Origin of the sequence: Collinsella aerofaciens, from assembly GCF_040926265.1 — a bacterium.
Taxonomy (GTDB): domain Bacteria; phylum Actinomycetota; class Coriobacteriia; order Coriobacteriales; family Coriobacteriaceae; genus Collinsella; species Collinsella aerofaciens_BB.
This window is the reverse complement of the sequence record NZ_JBCOIL010000018.1, coordinates 36,625-52,614: the sequence shown is the minus strand read 5'-3', so window position 1 is coordinate 52,614 and position 15,990 is coordinate 36,625. Positions and strand designations below refer to the sequence as shown.

Annotated in this window: 14 protein-coding genes; 3 read left to right on the top strand and 11 right to left on the bottom strand. The window is 59.3% G+C overall.

Going from position 1 to position 15,990, the window contains the following annotated elements:
- Positions 1–259: 259 nt before the first annotated feature.
- Positions 260–580, top strand: a complete 321-nt coding sequence (locus AB5767_RS06645; RefSeq protein WP_368132641.1) for a hypothetical protein — start codon at positions 260–262, stop codon at positions 578–580.
- Positions 581–696: 116 nt separating this feature from the next.
- Here the strand turns inward: AB5767_RS06645 and AB5767_RS06640 are convergent, their stop codons facing one another.
- The 7 genes from AB5767_RS06640 to AB5767_RS06610 form a co-directional block, all read right to left on the bottom strand.
- Positions 697–3,462 (bottom strand): FtsX-like permease family protein, encoded by a 2,766-nt coding sequence (locus AB5767_RS06640; protein ID WP_368132868.1) that lies wholly within the window; start codon positions 3,460–3,462, stop codon positions 697–699.
- 5 nt (positions 3,463–3,467) lie between these two features.
- Complete coding sequence (locus AB5767_RS06635; RefSeq protein WP_161159360.1) at positions 3,468–4,169, bottom strand: ABC transporter ATP-binding protein; 702 nt, start codon at positions 4,167–4,169, stop codon at positions 3,468–3,470.
- An 85-nt stretch (positions 4,170–4,254) separates the two neighbouring features.
- Complete coding sequence (locus tag AB5767_RS06630) at positions 4,255–5,634, bottom strand: sensor histidine kinase (RefSeq protein ID WP_368132497.1); 1,380 nt, start codon at positions 5,632–5,634, stop codon at positions 4,255–4,257.
- A gap of 2 nt (positions 5,635–5,636) precedes the next feature.
- A complete protein-coding gene (locus AB5767_RS06625; RefSeq protein WP_161115065.1) occupies positions 5,637–6,320 on the bottom strand; it encodes a response regulator transcription factor in 684 nt (227 codons plus the stop codon).
- A 228-nt stretch (positions 6,321–6,548) separates the two neighbouring features.
- The gene (locus AB5767_RS06620; RefSeq protein WP_368132496.1) at positions 6,549–7,127 is read right to left on the bottom strand and encodes a methylated-DNA--[protein]-cysteine S-methyltransferase; all 579 of its coding nucleotides are present in this window, start codon (positions 7,125–7,127) and stop codon (positions 6,549–6,551) included.
- A gap of 453 nt (positions 7,128–7,580) precedes the next feature.
- A complete protein-coding gene (locus AB5767_RS06615; RefSeq protein WP_368132495.1) occupies positions 7,581–8,606 on the bottom strand; it encodes an aspartate-semialdehyde dehydrogenase in 1,026 nt (341 codons plus the stop codon).
- A 174-nt stretch (positions 8,607–8,780) separates the two neighbouring features.
- Positions 8,781–10,169: an aspartate kinase gene (locus tag AB5767_RS06610; protein WP_368132494.1), complete on the bottom strand. Its 1,389-nt coding sequence runs from the start codon at positions 10,167–10,169 to the stop codon at positions 8,781–8,783.
- A 103-nt stretch (positions 10,170–10,272) separates the two neighbouring features.
- Here AB5767_RS06610 and thrC point away from each other — a divergent pair, with 103 nt between their 5' ends.
- Positions 10,273–11,790, top strand: a complete 1,518-nt coding sequence (gene thrC, locus AB5767_RS06605) for a threonine synthase (protein ID WP_368132493.1) — start codon at positions 10,273–10,275, stop codon at positions 11,788–11,790.
- A 204-nt stretch (positions 11,791–11,994) separates the two neighbouring features.
- Positions 11,995–12,876: a homoserine kinase gene (thrB, locus tag AB5767_RS06600; protein ID WP_006234874.1), complete on the top strand. Its 882-nt coding sequence runs from the start codon at positions 11,995–11,997 to the stop codon at positions 12,874–12,876.
- Between the two features lie 284 nt (positions 12,877–13,160).
- On the opposite strand, the gene AB5767_RS06595 is transcribed toward thrB, so the two are convergent.
- From AB5767_RS06595 to mtnN, 4 genes are all read right to left on the bottom strand, one after another.
- Complete coding sequence (locus AB5767_RS06595) at positions 13,161–13,793, bottom strand: helix-turn-helix transcriptional regulator (protein ID WP_368132094.1); 633 nt, start codon at positions 13,791–13,793, stop codon at positions 13,161–13,163.
- Between the two features lie 31 nt (positions 13,794–13,824).
- Positions 13,825–14,508: a DUF3990 domain-containing protein gene (locus tag AB5767_RS06590; protein WP_368132093.1), complete on the bottom strand. Its 684-nt coding sequence runs from the start codon at positions 14,506–14,508 to the stop codon at positions 13,825–13,827.
- Between the two features lie 101 nt (positions 14,509–14,609).
- A complete protein-coding gene (yihA, locus tag AB5767_RS06585; protein WP_368132092.1) occupies positions 14,610–15,200 on the bottom strand; it encodes a ribosome biogenesis GTP-binding protein YihA/YsxC in 591 nt (196 codons plus the stop codon).
- 38 nt (positions 15,201–15,238) lie between these two features.
- A complete protein-coding gene (gene mtnN / locus AB5767_RS06580) occupies positions 15,239–15,979 on the bottom strand; it encodes a 5'-methylthioadenosine/S-adenosylhomocysteine nucleosidase (protein WP_368132091.1) in 741 nt (246 codons plus the stop codon).
- Between the last annotated feature and the right edge of the window lie 11 nt (positions 15,980–15,990).

Here is a 15,990-nt window from a genome sequence, read left to right as displayed (position 1 = left end):
TACGAGCTCCTGTGCGAATTGAAGGGAGCTCTCCCGCAAACTGCCTCTTGACAACTTATAGGAGCGTCGGTTTTATTTTCCGTTTTCCCGGCATGGTTGAGGGTATCCAATTAAACGTAGTAGATAGGCCCGTTTTGTGGCATACGACCCATTCAAGCCCAATCTCGAAGGCTAAAGAGAGCCTCTCATCCACGCCTGCGAGCGAAAACCAAATAGAATGGAAGGCAAATGGAAAGCCCGTTTGACGAGCGGAGGACATATGCGCGACGTAGCCGAAAGCGACTGGAAGCTGTTTAAGAAAATGCTTCCCCAATGGCAAGAACGTTATATGGAAAAGCTCATCGGCCAGTACGTTGAGATGCTGAACGGCGACAGCGAAGCGTCCAGTAGATTTTGGGCACTAGAAGAGCGCCTCAATAGAGACAAGCTGTCCTCAGGCGTAATTGCAAACGACATTCGCCGCAGTACAATGCACCACGAGATAGCCAATTTGCTTATCGACAGCGTGATCACCCTTGACGACCTTGACGGTTTTACCGAAGACATTAAGAGCTATGCGCAACACTGGATTGGCCAGTAAGAGCACTGAACGACAGACATCCCCAGCAAAACGGGGCAAACGCCGGGCCACCTAATGGTTGTCCGGCGTTTGCCCAGATAAAACCTGTCAAAATAAACCTATCCCTTTTTGGCAGGCTACTCGGCGCTCTTGAGGGCGCCGACCATGTCGATCTTGTTGAGGGTACGATTGGTGGCGAGGTTGACGATAAACGTAAAGCCAAAGGCCAGCAGCACGGATAGCACGTAGCTCAGCGGCTCGACCTCGACGTCAAAGTACAGCGACGGCATCTGCAAAATGTACGTAAAACTCTCGGCCAGCAAGCCGCCCAGTGGCACGCCCAGCGCGGCGCCAATTGCCGTGAGGATCAACGTCTCCTTGTTGACGTAATGGTGCACCTCGCCACGGCGGAAACCAAGCACCTTGATGGTCGCCAGCTCGCGCTCGCGCTCGGAGATATTCGTGTTGGACAGCGTAAACACCACCACAAACGACAGGCACGCCGCCATAAAGGTCACGAGCACCACGACGGAATTGATAATAGTGAAGTTCGCCTCAAAGTTCTCCCAATGCTCGGCCGTGCTCGAAATCGAAAGCCAGCCGTCACTCTTAAGCTTCTTGCTAAACGCAATCTGGTCGGCCGACGAACCCTTGAGCAGCGCAAAGATGCCATTGAGGCGAACGCTGCGCCCAAACGCGCGCTCATAGGTGCTCTGCGTCATGTAAAGCGTGTTGCCCAGATAGTTAAGCGAAATGTCGCTGACCTTGACCTTGGCGACGTTGAGTGACGAATCCTGGACGTGCGCCGTATCGCCCGGTTGAATCCCCAGCACCAGCTGTGAACTCTTACCCAGATACACGTCTCCGTCACGCAAAGACAGTGGCTCTTTGGACTCATCCTCAAGGCGAACATAGTCGTCCAGATCGTTCGTGCGGTCATCGGGCACCACGATCAGCTGCACGGTCTCGCTCTTTCCGCCGAATGTAAAGGTGACGTTGTCGGTCATGATCGGCAGCGTCGAAGTTACGGTCACACCGGAATCCTTGACCGCGCTTCGCTCGTCGAGCGCCGCGCACGTCTGCGAAAAATCGTCGGGATTGGCAACCGCCAGCAGGTCGTAGCGTGTGATGTGGCCGTACTGCTTGGGCGAAAGCGCGACCGACGTATCACGAATGCCCATGCCGCAGATCACGAGCGCCGTGCAGCCGGCGATGCCGAAGATGGTCATAAAGGCGCGCTTTTTGTAGCGGAACAGGTTACGCGCTGCCACCTTGTTCAAAAAGCCCATGCGGCGCCAGATAAATCCGATACGCTCGAGCAGAATGCGTGAGCCGGCACGCGGCGCCTTGGGGCGCATGAGCGAGGCAGGGGTCTCGGCCATCTCGTGGCGGCAGGCGATAATCGTGGCGCCCACCACGCCCACGGCAAACAGCGCCACCGAAACGATCGAGGACACGATGTCGTACGAAAGTAGCATCTGGGGCAGCGAGTACATGTCGTCGAACACCGTAAACAGGAACAGCGGCAGGCCCACAAATCCGATGATGTTGCCGAGCACGCCGCCGATCAGACAAGCCCACAGCGCATAGTCCACGTATTTGGACAGGATGCGTCCGCGCGAATAACCGAGTGCCTTATACAGGCCGATGAGCGTGCGCTCCTCCTCGACCATACGCGTGGCGGTGGTAAGGCTGATGAGCACGGCGACGATAAAGAAGATGAACGGGAACACCGTGGCGATGGCCTCAATTGACGAGCTATCGCTCTCCACGCTCGAGTAGCTTGCGATATTGCCGCGGTCCTGGATGTACCAGGTGCATTCACCAAGGTCAGAGAGCTCGGCGCGGGCATCGGCAAACTGCTGGTCGGCGGCGGCACGGCGCTGGTCCAGGTCGGCTTGCGCCTGCGCACGCTCGTCGCTGCCCTCGGCCATGCGATTGATGTTGTCCTGCTCAATCCCAAAGAGCATATTCGCCTGGCGCTCGGCCGCATCCAAGCTTGCCGGCGTGTCGACCGTCAGTTCCTGAGCGCGCGCTTTCTCACGCTCCTCGCGGATCTTCTCGATATTGCTCTTGACCTCATTGATCTTTGCCGCGTAGGAATCCGAATAGGAGTTGAGGCTCTTGGCTCCCTCGACGATCACGTGGACCGCGGAGTAGAAAGAAGATGTCGCGGCGTCCTCGCTCACATAGAACTTATAGTCCGCCGCCGAAGCAGCGCGAAAGGCGTTGACTGTCGAGTCGGAGCTCACATCAGTGGGATCGAGGACCTCGGCCGTAATGGTGTAATCGCCCGCGGCAAACTGATCCTTGGCGCTTTGGTTCGACGAGCTCGCGTCATTGGCGGCAAAACTCACCGTATCGCCGAGCTTTTTACCCGAAGCCTTCAGGAACTTCGAAGTCACCGCGACCTCATCGGCGCTCTCGGGCAAATCGCCGTTCACGAGCACCGGCTGATCGATGTTCTCCTTGGAGAGACTTTGCACGACCACGCGCTCGCGCGTTGTGCCCACGGCGGTGTAGGCGGTCTCGGTGTAGATGCCTTCGGCCGTTTCGACGTCATCGACCTCTTGGATGGCGTCGAGATCATCGTCAGTCAGGCCATAGGTCGACTGCACGTTAATGTCATAGACATTTTGCTGGTCGAAGTAGGCGTCAACCGAATCGCACAGGTCCTCGCAACCCGCCTTAAGGCCGCACATCACGCTCACGCCAAGCGCGGTGATGACCACGATTGACAAGAAGCGCTTAAGACTGCCTCGGATTGTGCGGTAGATGCCACGGCGAAAAACCGTCGGCACCATATCGTTTGAGCTTTGGGCAGTGCGGTAGGTCGTAAAATCCTGCTCGCACTCCGTGTTCTGCGCGTCGCGGCGTAGGCTGTTTTGGCGGTCCTGATCCATGGGCGCTACCACTCGATCGTCTCGATAGGCACGGGATTTTGCTGGACCGTCTCGCTCTCCACGCGACCGCTCTTAAAGCGAATCAGGCGATCGGCCATGGGCGCGAGCGCGGAGTTGTGCGTGATGATGATGACCGTAATGCCCTGCTTGCGGCAGGTATCCTGCAGCAGCTGCAAGATCTGCTTGCCGGTTTTATAGTCGAGCGCACCCGTGGGCTCGTCGCACAGAAGCAGCTTGGGGTTCTTGGCCAGTGCGCGGGCGATGGACACACGCTGCTGCTCGCCGCCCGAAAGCTGCGCCGGAAAGTTGCCCAGGCGCTCGCCCAGGCCAACCTGACGAAGCGTTTGCTCGGCATCGAGCGAATCGGGGCAGATTTGCGCCGCAAGCTCAACATTTTCGAGCGCCGTCAGGTTGGGGACCAGATTGTAGAACTGGAAGACAAAGCCAACGTCGGCGCGGCGGTATTCCACGAGCTGCGCCTCGTTAGCGGAGCTCACATCGCGCCCGTCCACCGTCACGGTGCCGGAAGTCGCCGTATCCATGCCACCCAGAATGTTGAGCGCCGTGGTTTTACCGGCGCCCGAAGCGCCCAGGATAATGGCAAGCTCGCCACGCTCAACAGAAAAGCTCGCACCGTCGAGCGCATGGATGCGGGCGTCGCCCTCGCCGTATGCCTTGATGACGTCTTTGAATTCGATATAAGCCATCGATTAATTCCCATCTGGTCGGATAACTCTTTAGTATTACCCATTTCGCACCGACCAAAAAGGGACAGGTTCATTTTGGCAGGTTTTAGAGGCGGACGGTGAAGGTGATCTGGTTGCCGTGGCCGCAGACAGAAGCGCTCCCACCATGGGCTTCGGCGATGGCACGCACCACGGATAGGCCCACGCCCGAGCCGCCCGTCTTGGAGCTGCGCGACACGTCCGCACGATAGAAGCGGTCGAACAATCGATCTAGGTCGCCTTCGGGCAGCTCGTCCACGGCGTTCGAAACGACAAGCTCGGCCGAACCTTTGCCTGCACCGCGTGAGACGGCACGCAGACTCAACTCAATTACACTGCCCTCACTCGCATAGCGCGTGGCGTTATCCAGCAGCAGCTCAACCACCTGCGCCACCGCTGCAGCATCGGCATGGGCCCGCACGCCACTCGCAATCGACGTCGACAGACGCTTGCCACGCGAAACCGCCACCGACTCAAACGGCGACGCCGCCTTGTCCACTGCCTCCGAAAGATCGATCGATATCATGGTAAAGCCTGCCGAACCCTCGTCCATGCGAGACAAAAACACCAGACGCTCCGTGAGCGCCGTCAACCGTGCAACCTGTTCGTGAATGCTCTGCGTCCACTCGCTCTCGCCGCTCTCGATCTCTTGCACCTCATTGGCGGCATCAATCACGGCCAGCGGCGTCTTGATCTCGTGGCTTGCATCGGTAATAAAGCGCTTTTGCTTGCTGTAGCTCTCGACCATCGGCCGAATCACCGCGCCCGAGGCACCCGCCACAATTGCCAACACCGCCAGCCAGCCAATGCAACTAATCGCCACGCTCGCGCTCAAAAACGAATGAAAGCTTGCAAGCTCGCGCGAGCAGTCCACAAACACATAGGTGGTCTCGTCGCCCTGAACCGTAACCGTATAGCGGTAGTTACCAGAAAAGCCCGAGGTCCAACCCTTGGAATATAGTCCTGCAGCGATGCGTGCAGCACGCTTGGCACCCACCGCGGCAATGCGGGCCGTGTTGACATCGGTCACCTGCCCACCGGCAATCGACACCGTAAAGTAGCGCGTGTCGAAGGGAGACTCCGCCGTCATACCTTCGAAGTGCCCGGTGCGCATGACCACCCTGTCACCGGCAGCGGTCTTACCGGCGCCCACATCCTCGCCGAGATCGGTCTTGGGCTCATCCGTCCAATCGATGCCGTCCTTGCCCGCCAAGATATAGTCCAGACGAGCGTCGGCCATCTTGCAGACATGCGAGTAGTTGACGATATTGATGCCGGCGATGATAAGCGTAAGCACGGCGGTCACGGCACCCATGGCAACCAGGATGAACTTACGACGCAGGCGACGTCCCATTGCACTGGCAGCATCGGCGCGCCCCGGATTACCCGAGTCCGCGCCCATGCCGAGCTTTGCCGTCGTGCGCTTCCACCACGCACTCGCGCTCACGCCTATTCGCCCTCCTCAACAACCTCGAGCGAATAGCCCTGGTTGCGCGATGCACGGATGGCCACGTTGGCACCAAGCGCCGTCAGCTTTTTGCGCAGGTACGAGATATAGACCCACACCACGTTAGCGCCTTCGGGCGCGTCCTCACCCCAAACTTCGAGCATCAAACGCTCGGTGGGCATGCGCGTGCCGGCGTTGCGCATAAAGAGCTCCATAAGCTGAAACTCTCGATTGGCCAGGTGCTCCTCGCCCAAAGGGCCCACGAGTGTGCACGATGCCGTGTCGAGGCGCACGTTGCCCACGCTGAGCGTCGTGGCGTCAATTGCCGTCGCGGCACGCGTCATGGCGCGAATGCGTGCGAGCAGCTCCTTGGCGGCGAACGGCTTGGTCAGGTAGTCGTTGGCACCGGCATCCAGGCCCTCGACCTTATCGGACACCTCGCTTTTTGCCGTGAGCATGATGATGGGCAGTCGCTTACCGGCGGCGCGTGTGCGCTTGAGTACCTCGATACCGTCCATGCCGGGCATCATGATGTCCAGAATTGCGGCGTCATAGTCGTTGGCGAGCAGATACTCGAGCGCCGTCAGACCATCGAGCGCGGTATCGACCTCGTAGTCGCTATGTTGAAGAATCGCGGTAAGGGCGCGGGAGAGGCCGGGTTCGTCCTCGGCAAGCATCAGTTTCATGGTTGCTCCTTTGGCGCGCGGCTATACAGATTTCGATATTGCCGATGATAGCGCACCGCCAGCCGCCTTAGCGCAGCCTTAGCTGCTCAACCTGCACGTTTCTAAAAACGCTGGATAGGGCTTAGCCAAACTTAAGGCACATATGCCGAGCGCTTGGACGCATGCCGGCCGCGAAAGGACGGCGACTCGTTCTTTCAGGGTGTCTTGGCCATGCAAAGTGCTTGAACGTTAGTCCTCGTACGCGCCCTCAAGCCGAAGCAACCACTCCTTGCGGTCGAGGCCGCCGGCATATCCGTTGAGCGAACCATCGGCGGCAACCACGCGATGGCACGGCACAATAATCGAAATGGGATTACGCGCGACCGCGGCCCCCACGGCACGGGGAGACACAACGGGTGCCTCATTTCCCGGCACACGATGTCGAGCCGCAACACGCTGGGCGATCTCGCCATACGTGGCGACCTCGCCACGCGGAATAGAAAGCAGCTCGTACCAAACTTCATGCTGAAACGCCGTGCCAATCAAATGCAACGGCGGCGTAAACCGAGGTTCCTGCCCCGCAAAATAAGCATTCAGCCAAGCCCAGGAACGCTCAAGCACCGAAGAGGCCGCACCATTTGCGGGACTTACCGACGACATGCCACCGGTACCGGAAACCGCGTCGGCGCCTTCAACATGTTCGGAGTCTTCCCGGAGAAGCGTGGAGCCAAAATGCTCCTGCTCCTCAAACCAAAGCCCCGTCAGGCCGCGGCCATCAGCGGCAAGCAAGATTTCGCCCAAAGGCGAAGCAAACGTCGTCGTGACCACCAGCGGCTCCTTTCAAAACTCCGCAACATAATACCGCGAACTGTGCAGACAACCCCAATCGACCCCAAAGTCACCCAAAGCAGCAGGCGCGCAGCGCCGCAGCTGCCGCACGACCCCAAAGTCCCCACAGGCAGCAGGCGCAACGCGCCGCAGCTGCCGGCCGCGCCCCACAGTCCCCAAAGGCGGCAGGCGCGAAGCGCCGTGGCCGCCGCCGGGACTAGGGCCCGCAACAGCCACGCGCCCCAACATCAGCCCAGCGGCCCCAACCAGCAACGGCCCCATCGCAGGCCGCTCGCAACAGCGTCACCGCAGGCGGGGGCCGGGCCCAGTTTTCAGAACACTCCGCAGACCAGTGTGGCGCCTTGTCCGCGGCTCCGAAGGAGCAGGACAAGGCGCCACACATGGTCGAGGACGTTCTGAAAACTGGGCCCGGCCCCCGCCGGACAGGTCACACTACTCGCAGAGCAGCTTAGCGATCTGGACGGCGTTGGTTGCCGCGCCCTTACGGATTTGGTCGCCGCAGCACCAGAAGGTGATGCCGCGCGCAGCCTCGGGGTTCGAGATGTCGCGACGCACGCGGCCGACCCAAATCAGGTCCTGGTCGGACGTATCCATCGGCATGGGGAAACGGTCGTGCGCATCCTCGGCAGCCATATCGTCAACCAGCTTGACGCCAGGAGCAGCAGCCAGCGCAGCACGGGCCTCCTCGACCGTAATATCGCGCTCAAACTCGAGCGTAATGCTCTCGGAGTGCGAACGCAGCACGGGCACGCGCACGCAGGTGCAGTTCACGCGCAGCTCGGGCAGGTGCATGATCTTGCGGCCCTCGTTCTGCAGCTTCATCTCCTCGGAGGTAAAGCCCTCTTCCTTGACGCCGCCAATTTGCGGAATCAGGTTGCTCGCGAGCTGGGCGGCAAATGCGCGCGGCTCGGGAATCTCCTCGCCACGGCCCAGGGCGGCCAGCTGAGCCTCGAGCTCGGCCATGCCGGGAGCGCCGGCACCCGAAGCCGCCTGATACGTCGAGACGATCATACGCTTCACGCCGGCGAGCTGATGCAGCGGCCAGGTGGGAACCAAGCCGATGATGGTCGCGCAGTTGGGGTTGGCGATAAGGCCGTGATGCCACTTGATATCGTCGGCATTGATCTCGGGCACGACCAGCGGCACCTCGGAATCCATACGGAAGGCATGGCTGTTGTCGACCACGACGGCGCCGCGCTTGACGGCCTCGGGCAGCAGTTCCTTCGCGATATCGTCGCCAGCGGCTCCGAGCACAATGTCGCAGCCCTCAAAGGCCTCAGGGCAAGCCTCTTCAATCACGATCTGCTCGCCGCGGAACTCGACGGTCTTGCCCGCAGAACGCGCGCTCGCCAGCAGCTTAAGCTTGCCGACCGGGAACTCCTGCTCGTTGAGGCACTCGAGCATCTGGGTGCCCACGGCTCCCGTCGCGCCCAAAATAGCAACCGTGTACTGTTTCATGCTTCCCCCTTTAAAGGTTTTGGCTTTTGCCCGCACGCCGAGCAGGCTGATTATTGTTGCCAGTGTATACAAGAACGGGGCGGACACGAAACCCGCCCCGTCGAAACGAAACCGAAACGAAACGCCCCGCCGTAGATTTTTGGCACTTGTCCCAAAAATGCACCGGGACGGCAACTACTTGCGGAGCGCGGCCAAGGCGGGATCGACCGGTGCGGGGACCTCCAGGTCGGAGACCTTCACAATGCCGTTCTCATCGGAGAAGGCACGGTAGATGGTCTGAATCGCCAGGTCGAAGTCCTTCTCCTCGACACCGATAATGATGTTGATCTCGTCGCAGCTCTGCGAAATCATGCGCACGCTCACGCCGGCCTGGCCAAGCATGCCAAACAGATGGCCCGAGATACCTGCGCGGCCACGCAGGTTACGGCCGACGGTCGCGATGAGCGCCAGACCCTCGACAACCTCGATCTCGAGCGGCTCGACCTCCTGCTGAATGTCGCCCACGAGCGAGTACAGCGAGTCGTGCACGTCCTGCTCCTGCACCACGGCGCCAAAGCGGTCGACACCGGTGGGCATGTGCTCGACGGAAACGTCATAGCGCTCGAAGACCGAAAGCGCGCGGCGCATAAAGCCAACACGGGGCTTGGTGCGGTCGCGGGCAACGTTGATGGCGACAAAGCCGCGCTTGCCGGTCACGCCGGTAATGATGGGCTCTGCCTCACCCTCATCAGCCGTCTCGCTAATGATGGTGCCGGGGTCCTGCGGCGCATTGGTGTTCTTGATGACCAGCGGAATACCCGCCTCGCGCACGGGGAACACGGCCTCCTCGTGCAGGACGCTTGCACCCATGTACGAAAGTTCGCGCAGCTCCTCGTAGGTAACGCGCGCAATGGGCTGAGCCTCGGGCACAATGCGAGGATCGGCAGAATAGAAGCCCGAGACGTCGGTCCAGTTCTCGTACAAGTCGGCGCCCAGGCACTTGGCCAGGATCGAGCCGGAAATATCGCCGCCGCCACGGTCGAGCAGCTTGATCTGGCCCTCACGCGTCGCGCCGTAGAAACCGGGCATAACAAAGCCGCCCTGCTGGCCGTACTCCTGCACCAGCTCGGAGGTGCGATTCATGCTGAGCGTACCGTCATGATGGAACGCCACAACCGTCGCGGCGTCCAGGAACGGCAGGCCCAGGTACTCCGCCATCAGGCGAGCGGTGAAGTACTCGCCACGGCTCACGAGCTCCTCGGTAGAGTAGCCGCCCGAGCGGGCGCGCTCGGCAAAGGCCGCGAACTCCTCGCGGATGGGATAGGTGAGCTCCAGCTCGTCAGCGATATCAAAATAACGCTGGCCAATGTCCTCGAGCAGCTCCTCACACGACACGTGATACTTAACGTGCGCGTTAACCAGGTAGAGCAGGTCGGTCACCTTGGTGTCGCCCTTAAAGCGGCGGCCGCAGGCGGAAACCACCACAAAACGGCGGGCAGGGTCGGCATCGACGATGGCCTTGATCTTCTTGAAGTGTTCGGCGTCGGCGACCGACGAGCCGCCAAACTTGGCAATCTTAATCATGGGCTTGAGGTTACCTTTCTAAAAGCCTCTGCAAACCTGTTTTGCGCGCTCTGATACCATGGTTTCACCGATTGGGACCAAGGCATCCGAGGAGCAGTGTTATATGGGAACTTATCATAGTACACGAGGACGCACTTTATCGTGCTCAAGTAAGGTGGCAATCCGCACCGGCATCGCTCCCGACGGGGGTTTGTTTGTCTCGGACGAGCTCGGCACCCAGCAGGTCGATATCAGCTCGCTTGCAGATAAATCGTACTTTGAAATCGCTCAAGATGTGTTGGGAATGTTACTGAATGATTACACGGCCGAAGAAATTTCGGCGTGTGTCGACGAGGCATACCGCGGCACGTTCGCGAGTGAAGAGGTTACGCCGCTCGTCAAACTCGACGCTGCGCCGGGCGCTGACGCCCCTCAGACCTATGTGATGGAGCTCTTTGGCGGCCCCACAAGCGCCTTCAAGGACGTCGCCCTGCAGATGCTCCCCCGTCTGATGGCCCGCACTTCCGCCAGGGACGGCGGCGCCGAGCGCATCATGATCGTCACCGCCACGTCGGGCGACACGGGCAAGGCCGCGCTCGCCGGTTTTGCCGACGCTCCGGGCACGGGCATCACCGTCTTTTATCCCGAGGGCAAGGTCAGCCGCGTCCAGAACCTGCAGATGTCCACGCAGGAGGGCGACAACGTCGCCGTCTGCGGCATCCGCGGCAACTTTGACGACGCTCAGAGCGCCGTCAAGCGCATCTTTGCCGATAAGGAGCTTGCCGAGCGTCTGGAGGCCGCCGGCACGGTGCTTTCGAGCGCCAACTCCATCAATGTCGGTCGCCTGGTACCGCAGGTCGTCTACTACTTTGCCGCCTATGCGCAGCTGCTGCGCGTCGGCGCCATCGAGGCCGGCGACGCCGTGGAGTTCTGCGTACCGACCGGCAACTTTGGCGATATCTTGGCCGGCTACTACGCCAAGCGCATGGGTCTGCCCGTCGCCAAGCTCGTCGTGGCGAGCGACAAGAACAACGTGCTTGCCGACTTCCTGACCACCGGCGTTTACGACCGTAACCGCCCGTTCTTCACGACCATCTCGCCGTCGATGGACATCCTCATCAGCTCCAACCTCGAGCGCATGCTCTACTTCCTGTCCGATGGCGACTGCGAACTCGTTGCTAGCCTTATGGAGCAGCTGGCACAGACTGGTCGCTACGAGGTTCCCGCCGACCTGCTAGCAAAGATTCAGAGCGTCTTTGGCTGCGGTTGGGCCAGCGAGGACGAGGTCCGCGCTGTCATCAAGAGCTGCTGGGACGCGAACGGCTACGTGATCGACCCGCACACCGCTTGCGGCTATCACGTCTTTGAAAAAATCGCTCCCGCCGAGGGTGCCAAGGCCCGCGTGCTGCTTTCGACCGCAAGCCCCTACAAGTTCCCGCGCGCCTGCTGCGACGCCCTGGGCCTCGACGTTCCCGAGGATGATTTTGAGGCTATGCGCGTACTCGAGCAGGCCACCAACACGGTCGCCCCGACCCAGCTCGCCGAACTCGAATCCAAGCCCGTCCGCTTCGAAGACGTCTGCGACGTCGATGAGATGGCAAGCTACGTCGAGTCCGCAGCAAAAAAGATGGCTACCAACTAAAACCCCTTATAAGGCGCCGGCGAAAGCCGGCGCACCTTCTTTCATCAGATAATCCCCGGGATGATGACGAACGCGCACAGCGTGCCTGGCTGTTTAGTTCGTCGCGAGTTCCGCACGCAAAGGAAAGCACTTAATGTGCTTTCCGTCTTGCGCAGGACTGCCCGAGCAGCGAACTAAACAGCCAGGCACGCCAGGAGGACTCACATGATCAAGATCACCGTCCCAGCAACAAGCGCCAACTTGGGCATCGGCTACGACACCCTCGGCATGGCCGTCAGCCTCTACTCGCACTTCACCTTCGAGCGCGCCGACAAGCTCACCATCACGGGCTGCCCCGAGGAGTTCCAAAACGAGAATAACCTGGTCTATGTGAGCTTTGTCGATGCTCTGGCCGCGTGGGGCGAGCCGGCTTTTCCCGTTGCTATCGACATTCAGACCGACGTGCCCGTCGCCCGTGGCCTGGGTTCCAGCTCCACCTGCGTCGTCGCCGGCATTATGGCCGCCGCCGCACTGACAGGCCACACCGTCGACCGCGCTGAGCTTGTCCGCATTGCCACCGAGGTCGAGGGCCATCCCGATAACGTCGCCCCTGCTATCCTGGGCGGCGCCGTCTGCTCCTTTACGCCGACCGATTCGCTCCCCCAGTGCCTGCGCTACGAGGTGAGCGATCGCTTGCGTTTTATTACCGTGATTCCGCCCTACGAGGTGCATACGAGCGAAGCGCGCAAGGTTGTGCCGCAGGAGATTCCACTCTCCACCGCCGTATGGCAAATGGGCCGCATCGCCGGCATGACGCGCGGTCTGGAGACCGGCGACCTTGACCTGATTGCCGCCGCCAATGACGACCGCATCCAGGAGCCCTATCGCCGCCGCCTCATCCCCGACTACAACGCCGTGCGCGACACCTGCCTTAACGGAGGCGCCAAGACCATCTGGATCAGTGGCTCCGGCTCGACCCTCATGGCCGTGACTGACGACACCATCGTGGCAAAGTTCCTGCAGGTCAAGCTGCGTGAGCAGTTCCCCAAGTGTGACACGCATATTCTGACGTGCGACACGGAAGGCGCCCAGATCGAATACCTGTAGTCGCCGTCCCGTATACTCGCCGGGGAGGCCAGGGGCTTTGCCCCCAAATCGTCCTCGGACATGGCAGGACCCCCGCTGCGCACTTCGTGCGGCGGGGGTCCTGCCGTCCTGCGGAAAGATTTGGGGGCAAAGCCCCTGGCCTCCCCTACGTTAGCTTCGCTGGCGGCGGCTACAGAGACCTACGCTCTGGAAAGTCGCCGGGCTGATAATCTGGCTTTTTATTGGTAGGGGCTCTTGCTAGGCTGGAGCACTTCCTAGAGGCGGGCATCGGCTGTGTGCTTGGTTTACGCTGCGTTTGTTTCTTTGTATTCGAAGACTGGCTCTAGGAGATCTTCGATGTTGCAGTGGAGGGCTTTTGCTATGGCTCTTACGCTTGTTACCGAAGCTTCATTGATGTTTCTCTGGCGCTGCTCGTACATTTGGATTGAGCGGAGTGACACACCCGATTCGTATGCTAGGTCTTGTTGGGTTTTCTTAAGCTTCTTTCTTGCTAACGCAAGTTTGGTTTGCCTGGACGCTTTTTTCGCCATATCGCAGACGAGGCGAGCCACGCGTTCCTCCGAGGCTTCGTGCCAGGGATAGTACAGACTGCGCAGTGCGTCAAACGGAACGACATGCAGCAGGTCTTCGAAAGACTCCCCTAAACGCCACTGCAGATATGCCAGTATCCAGCCTGTCCAATACTCTGGCGTCTTCTCAAAACGATAGGTGCGATCCGGTATAGACCCGCTCTGATAGCCCGACCTTTCGGCGATAAGCGCGAATAGCTCAACGCCCGATTTTCCCGATACGACCCATGCGTTGCCACGCTCAAACTCACGGGCTACGCCGCTCAGGCAAAAGAGTTCAGCGACCTCAGACCCTTCCGCTCCATAGTCGTTCACGGCATAGTCGAAGCAGTCGCCGAGGTTGTTCATTGCATCCTCGAGGTAGTAGACGGGGTATGTCCTACTCGGCCCACAATCCGTTAACTCTTGGATCATTTAAATCAATCCTCCCTGTCATTAAATCCCTAATGTAGACACCCTTAGAGTCGAATCCATTCACAGTTTCCAGGTACTTGCGCCGCGCGTTCTGCTCTCGCTTAAAGCGCTTGGGATAATACTCAGATCCCAACGCCTGCCTCCATTCGCGGAATCTGATTGCTGAAAACGCACGCTCACTCATAAGAGCGTATTGAATGCCCAAATCCCCCAAAAACATAATGCGCTGCAATTGCCTGAGCGAGATCATGCCGTTGACAAACTGTCTTGCAAACGAGAAATAGGAATCGTCGGCGCGATAACCTCGAATTACGTCATAGGGAGAAATATCAATCAGGCAGTTATCCAGCAGATAGCGAAGTCCTTCGCGCGCCAGCGGTGTCGAAACATTGAACTCCCTATTGTTAGCCAAAATCGCAAGCCAATTGAGAATTGAAAACTCCCCGGACTCCAAGTCTAAGACCGCAAGGCCATCCATATCGAGCTCATATCGATTCGCGATACCATCGGACTCGGTCCGACATGCCCACTCCATTGCCATTTCCTCATGTGGCGTGCAATAAAACCCACACCCATAGTCATTGAATTGTCTGCATTTACCCAACGACGGATGCTCGACAACAACCTCCGACCCGTGCCAAAGCTCCATATCGACCTCCAAACAAAAATATCACCCCAGCGATAGTGTACCAATAACTATCACTGGGGTGATATAGATAGATGCAAACTATTGCCTGCCAAGAGCCCTTACTAGAGGCAAGCCTCGGCGATGCGCTTTTTGAGTTCGTCGATGCCGGTGCCGGTCTGGGAGCTTGTGATGATCACGTTCTCGGCCGGAACGTTGAGTTGCTTTTTGATGGCCGCTGCCTGGCGGGCCTGCTGGGTGCGGCTGAGCTTGTCGGCCTTGGTGAGGCAGACGATAAAGTTGAACTCGTTGCCCTGCAGGTAGTCAATCATGTCATGGTCGAGCTTACTGGGATCGTGGCGAATGTCCACCAGCGATACAACCAGGTTAAAGCTGCGCTCCGAGTCGAAGAAGTCGCCGATAAGTTCTGCCCAACGGTCGCGCTCGGCCTTGGAACGACGGGCGAAACCATAGCCCGGCAGGTCGACGAAGTACACGTCGTCAGCCTCAAAGAAGTTGATGTTGCTCGTCTTGCCCGGCGTGCTCGAAACCTTGACGAGATTCTTGCGGCCAAAAAGCTTGTTCATGATCGACGACTTGCCCACGTTGGAGCGGCCGACGAAGCTCACCTCGGGGCAGGTGGACTCGGGAATCTGCGAAACCTTGCCATAGCTGGCAACGAACTTGGCAAGCTGGTAGTTAATTGAATCGGCCATGGACACTCCTTGGTCGTAGGTTCTTACAAAAGAGCGCGCTAATAGGTAGCAGCGATACGGCGAACGATATCGAGCGTAATGCCACTCGCGGTACGAGCATACTCGAACAGATCGAACTCGCGGTCGCAAATCGCATCGTACGCCTCGTCACAATTATCGCTGATAGCGCGCAGCACCAGGCAATCGACACCATTTTTGGTTGCGACATGGGCAATTGCCGCGCCCTCCATGCCGACACAATCGGCATGCGTCGCCTCGATAGCGTCGTTGCGCATGGCGGCGCCCGTCACAAAGCGGTTACCCGTGGCAATCGTGCCGACCAGGAACTGCTTTGTGCCCTCGTTCGAGGCGGCTGCATTTGTCGAAGCGTTGACAAAGCCACGCTCAGCAAGCACATCGGCAGCAATATCGACCAGCGCAGGCGTCGAGCCAAACTCCTCGAGCCCCGGCGCAGACTCGGCGATAAGCGCGGTATCGGTATCCAGATAGCGCAGGCATTTGCCGATGACCACGTCGTCGATATGGAGCTTAGGGTTCAAACCGCCCGCGATACCCGAAAGCACAACTGCCTGTGGAGCATACTTGCTAATGAGGTGCTGTGTTGCGGCAGCAGCGTTTACCGTGCCCATACCTGCCGTCGTGGCGACAATCGACAGACCGTCGAGCCCGCCGGTCACAACGTTCAAGCCCGCCTCCTGTACCATGCAAACGTTACTCAACTCTTCCTTAATCTGCATGATCTCTTTTTCGAGCGCACCGATAATCGCGATGGTAGCCATGCCATTCCCCA